This is a genomic window from Caldithrix sp. (assembly GCF_056497305.1).
The window spans coordinates 1-5,121 of record NZ_JBSMDE010000153.1 but is presented as its reverse complement, the minus strand read 5'-3'; the positions used below and the strand labels follow the sequence as shown (position 1 = coordinate 5,121).

General features: G+C 48.5%; 6 protein-coding genes. 1 reads left to right on the top strand and 5 read right to left on the bottom strand.

The genetic code is table 11. The features are described from left to right. Positions 1 to 315, top strand: a 315-nt coding sequence (locus tag ACWB0I_RS12740) for a hypothetical protein (RefSeq protein WP_479388450.1), incomplete at its 5' end; no start/stop codon positions are given. Positions 316 to 380: 65 nt separating this feature from the next. Here the strand turns inward: ACWB0I_RS12740 and ACWB0I_RS12735 are convergent. The 5 genes from ACWB0I_RS12735 to ACWB0I_RS12715 all read right to left on the bottom strand — a co-directional run. Next, on the bottom strand, positions 381 to 1,631 hold the full coding sequence (locus ACWB0I_RS12735; protein ID WP_479388449.1) for an anaerobic sulfatase maturase: 1,251 nt from the start codon (positions 1,629 to 1,631) through the stop codon (positions 381 to 383). Beyond that, positions 1,631 to 2,212: a peptidylprolyl isomerase gene (locus ACWB0I_RS12730; protein WP_479388448.1), complete on the bottom strand. Its 582-nt coding sequence runs from the start codon at positions 2,210 to 2,212 to the stop codon at positions 1,631 to 1,633. The genes ACWB0I_RS12735 and ACWB0I_RS12730 overlap by 1 nt, the downstream gene beginning before the upstream one ends. Before the next feature lie 18 nt (positions 2,213 to 2,230). Next, positions 2,231 to 2,464 carry a hypothetical protein gene (locus ACWB0I_RS12725; protein WP_479388447.1) on the bottom strand — a complete coding sequence of 78 codons (234 nt, stop codon included), beginning with the start codon at positions 2,462 to 2,464 and terminating at the stop codon, positions 2,231 to 2,233. A gap of 573 nt (positions 2,465 to 3,037) precedes the next feature. Then, complete coding sequence (locus ACWB0I_RS12720) at positions 3,038 to 3,418, bottom strand: cytidine deaminase (RefSeq protein ID WP_479388446.1); 381 nt, start codon at positions 3,416 to 3,418, stop codon at positions 3,038 to 3,040. A 386-nt stretch (positions 3,419 to 3,804) separates the two neighbouring features. After that, on the bottom strand, positions 3,805 to 5,121 hold a 1,317-nt coding region (locus tag ACWB0I_RS12715; protein ID WP_479388445.1), incomplete at its 5' end, for a S8 family serine peptidase.

Sequence of the window (5,121 nt, the reverse complement as noted above, 5' to 3'; positions counted from 1 at the left end):
ACCGGACAGGCCCGCCAGTCTGGCAAAGCGCAGCCTGACAGGTCTGGCCACCGGTTGGAGCGCAGCGGAAATCCCGATCTTCGGGGACAGGCTTGTCCGGCCGTAGCACGGGCCCGTCTGGCAGGCGCAGCCGGACAGGTTTATCCGGCCGAAGGACGGGCCATTCAACAATTAAACAATTCAACAACTCAACCTTTTTTTTACTTCATCACACAGCACAAAAATTTTCGCATCCCGCTAAGCGGGATTATGAGTTTTGAAGGAAGTATTCTAATAATATCTTTGTGCTTCTTTGTGTTCTCGGTGGTAGATTAATGATTGGACCCTGCTGCCTTGGTCAATAAAATACGTCAATATTTTAAGGCATTACATTAAAATATTTAAAGTCGGCCATGACATTTTTTGTATTTTTTACCACTGCCGCAGGGACAGGGATCATTGGGGTTGATTCTGGAGGGTATTTCGATGTTTACCATTGTTGGTTGAGCAACAACCTGATTCTGCTCTCGCCACTGCTGCGCTAAAGCGCGCAAAGTGCTGTCGGCATGTTCAAAAAACATTTTAAACGACAGACAAAAATGATTCAGGCCCTGATCAGCAGGATCCATTTGCCGGTCTTTGGGACAACCTCCCCAGCAATGAGTCAACCAGGGGCACTGTTGGCATTCAGCCGGCAATCGGCGTTTGACCAGACCAAACTGTTCTTGCCGCGTAGAATTAAGCATGTCAACGATTCGCCTGGAATGCACATTGCCCAGATACCACTGATCTTCCACGTAAAAATCACAGGAATACACATTGCCATTGTGTTCGATGACCACATACCCCCCGCACCCCGGCAATAAAGTACACTCTGGCGGTTGCAATCCTACATAGCTGTGAAAAACCGAATCAAAATAGCGTACAGAAGTTGTTGGCTGCCCGTCTTTAAAGTCAGAAAGCCACAGATCAAAAACTTTAATCAAAAATTGACCATATCGCTCTGCAGTTAATGAGAAATCTGCCAGTTGCCCAGGGTTATCAGGATCTCTCTCTACGCAGGGGATAAATTGCATAAAATGTAATCCTAGTGATTTATGAAAGGCGTAAATCTCTTCCGGAAATTGCGCTGAATAGTCGGTGAGTACGGTTAAGGCATTAACCTGCACTCCATTGTCCAGCAACATTTTGGCATTATCGACCACCCTGTTCCAAGAACCGCTGCCGCTCTTTTTAAGCCGGTAAGCGTCATGGATGTGCTGCGGGCCGTCGAGCGACAAACCAACCAGGAAATGGTATTTTCTTAAGAACCTGGCCCATTGAGCATTGAGAAGCAGGCCGTTGGTTTGCAACCCATTTCCCACAGATTGGCCCCGGCCGAATTTTTTCTGGAACGAAACCGCCTTTTCGAAAAATGGCAACCCCATTAAAGTAGGCTCCCCCCCCTGCCAGCCAAAAGAGATGTGTTGCCCTCCCTGTTCCATGATTTGCTTAATCATGATTTTTAGGGTCTCTTCCGACATTCTGTGTTGCGTTGTCTCAGGAAAAAGAGCGGATTTTTTCAGGTAAAAACAATAGCTGCAATCCAGATTGCAATCGGGTCCGGCAGGCTTAATTAAAACGGAATTGAGCGTTTTTTTTGCGGCCAGCATTAATCCTCTTCCTCTACAATTAACGCTTTTTCTTTCAGGGCATCGACGAGTTCAAAAAGCTTGTCCTGCAGGCGCTCCTGCTTCATTTGTTCGTCAATCTGCCGGCGCACCTCTTCAAATGGGATCAATTGTTCCGGCTGGTAATCATTCACTTTGGCGATGTGATACCCATACTCCGTCAAGATGATGCCGCTTATCTGCTCCGGTTTTAGGACAAAAACCGCGTCTTCAAAGGCCTGCACCATTTGGCCCCGGGCAAACCAGCCCAATTGCCATTCCCGACACTCCCCCATGGTCTGAGCCAATTGTTCAAACGGTTCCCCGGCTTTCAACCGCTTTTCAATCGCTGTTATTTTTTGGTAGGCCTGGATTTTATTCTGATTATGATCGATATACGCGACAATGTGGGCAGCGTTTACACGCTCCGGTACAGTGAAGGCATCCTGATACGTGTGGTAATAATCCATTAAGGCCTGGTCGCAGGTCGGTTTGGTTTGTTCAGCCAACTCTTGCATTAATTGTTCAAACTGCATTTCAAGTTTTAAATCGGCTTTTAATTGTTCTACTTCTTCTGCGTTCAATGTTCCATCTTTTGTCAATTAGGTAAATCTGGAAATTAAAACGCCTTCATCAATGAGGTAATTCCGTCTCTTGGCCTCCTGACTCAAAAGAACATGTTCGATGACATTCTCTTTAGACCACTGGCGAAGCTGGATTTCCCGCTCATGTTCAGACATTTGTTGAAAAGTACGATCATGATCCACCCGCAAACGCTCCATTTCACGTTGAATCATCTCTTTAGTAATCGTTTCTCCGTTAACTAAAATAGGCATTATTTTCTCCGCACCCGTTTATTTTGAATATGTAAGAAATCGCTATTGGAGGCAACTTAATTTTTCAGAAAAAAGGCGGATTTTACAGTTCTAAGGCAGCAGAGCCGCAACCTTTAAAAAACCGCAAAGGGCACCCGTCTGGCAGCGGACAGGCCAGTCTGGCAGCACCAGCCTGACAGGCCCGTCTGGCAGGCGCAGCTGGACAGGCAAAAAATTAATTTTAATTAAAAATTACGAATTATTTTGCGAAGGGGCAAGTTTCCACAGGCAGTGAAGGCTTGTGCCTCATGTCATTCTGAATCCCGCTTCAGCGGGAGGAAGAATCCTTTACACCTACAGAGAATTAACAGGCGCAATGTAACTCGAGCTTCAGCTCTAGACTTTGGTAAGGGAAAAGCATTCACAAAATGCGCAAGGATTGCAAATAAAAATTTGCAAAATATCTTAACATATCTGAGTAAAACTCAGCAAAGCGGCACAATTTGCTCCCCCTTCTCTTTTTAATAAAGGGAAGGTGGCTGGTGGGTTAGGATCTTCAGCACAAAAATTTTCGCATCCCGCCTGCTTTTTCGGTCACTGTTCGTATTGAAAAGGCAACAATTCGGCAATCTTTACTTTTTGCGGCTGCTTGTCCTTCAGGATGATCACCTGCGCATCCGGCGAGTAATCGGCGATCATTTCGCGGCACATGCCGCAGGGCGAAACGATGCGTCCGGTTTCATCCACAGCCACGATGGTTTCGATGTCCGTATCCCCGGCCGTGGCCGCCGCGCCAATGGCCACCGCTTCGCCGCAGACGGTAATGCGTCCCACGTACACTTCCACATGCACGCCGCTGAACACCCGGCCCGATTTTGTTCGGAGCACAGCAGCGATGTGGTGCCGCCCTTCAACAAAGCGTTTTTTAATTAATGCCCGTGCGGCTTCGATCAATTCATGGTCTTTACTATTCATTTTTTTTCCTCGCTGTTACCATACCATCAGGTTGTCTTAAAAGTAGCGCCTCCACATTTCCCTCATTATCCTGAGAAAAACGAAGGCTTACGGTTGAATATTCTTTGAGTACAAATTCGTCGCCCAACGCCGGCAGCATACCGTAATCATTCATAAAATATAAAAATCGCTGTTATTGCTGGCGAACTCGCACTGACATCATCGTTAAGCACACACAACAATCAGTCAAGATGGCATTCACTTCAGAAGAAGACTCCATCTTTTAAACTCCACTTAACCTTCAACCCAAAAAGATTATTATTCAAATCATGAATGATAATCATTCACAGCCTGAATCAAAATACAAGCCGTGAAAGATCATCCGGTTGTTGTTCTCAACGCTGCTTTTAATACCTCTTTTTTTGCGCAGATTCTGTCACGCGCTGAATGAACCGTGTGGGATTAACCACCGCACCGGCCGGCGTGCGCACCGCGGTTGCAATCAGCAATGTTTTTATTTCCTGCGGGCTGATTTGCGGATTAACCTGAAAAGCCAGGGCGGCCAGACCGGCAAGATAGGGCGCCGCCCAGCTTCTCCCGCCTTCTCTGTCATAAAAATACACATCCGCGTCCTTGTGGCTGGCAAAAGTTTTATTTCCTGTCGGGATGCGAAGCACGTCATCCGGAAAACTGTATTTCCCTGCCCGATAATTATCAACTGAATCCGGGTCGGTGCCTTCTTTCAGCGTCAAGGTGCCGAAATGCCAGTCGCTGGTATCGCAGGTCACCACAAAGATGCCCTTTTCCTGCGCTTCCCGCAGCACGGCCTGCCATTCCGCATAGCGCTTCTTGCTTGCGAAACGCCCGTCGGAAATACTGACCACGCGGATGGTTTCCTCTTCGGGCAGATGTTCATTCAAAGCAAAGATCATCCGCAGGGCCCGGATATAACCGCTGTTGTCTTTTTCCCACATGGGCACGGCGAACCAGGAAAGCGTGGCCTGCGGCGCCACGCCGATGTCCCTGCCCACGGCAACGGAAGCAACGGGCGAACCGTGCATCTGCGGCGGAAAGCCGGCCAGACCCGTGGCGTCGTAACGCGCCAGACTTCCCGCGTATTCTTCGTGCTCCAGAAGCAAGGGCTGATCGATAACGGCCAGCCCCACGCCGCGCCCCGTAATGCCCTGCGCGTGTATGGCCCGGATGCCCAGACCGGGATTTTTGCCTTCTTCCAGCAAACGGCGCGGATCAAAACCGGCCGGCAGACTGTCCGCGCCCGGCCATTCGGTCTGCGAATCAAAGAGCAGGGATTCCAGCAAAGCCAATTCATCGCTTAAATCCACCTTTTTTAAAGAGACGTTTTGCAGGCCCTCTATCCGATTCAGTTTTCTTAAATCGTCGTTACTCCTCAATACCAGTTTGCTGTTTTGTCCAATATCAACGCTTTGATTGTGCACGGTCAAATGCAAAAGCGTGAAAACCGCCCGGGGATCGCGGCGGTATTTGCCGAAGGTAAAGCGCAGGTCCGCATAGTCCATTTCCAGAATATCCATGCCGCCGTCTCTGCGCTGATTTTCCCGCAGTGGAAGGCCCAATGCGCTTTTCACCTCCTGCGGTTCTGTCAATTTGTAAGAAATTAAACCGCATTCAATGGCCGTTTGTATTTTAGCGACGATAGTGTCCCCTGTTTTTTGCTGCTGCGCCTGCGCAAAAAGTCCCTGCGC

What these genes read in the sequence shown, in the direction of transcription:
- ACWB0I_RS12725 (WP_479388447.1), bottom strand. Translation starts at nt 2,464, where the DNA reads ATGCCTATTTTAGTTAACGGAGAAACGATTACTAAAGAGATGATTCAA.
- ACWB0I_RS12720 (WP_479388446.1), bottom strand. Translation starts at nt 3,418, where the DNA reads ATGAATAGTAAAGACCATGAATTGATCGAAGCCGCACGGGCATTAATT.
- ACWB0I_RS12735 (WP_479388449.1), bottom strand. Translation starts at nt 1,631, where the DNA reads ATGCTGGCCGCAAAAAAAACGCTCAATTCCGTTTTAATTAAGCCTGCC.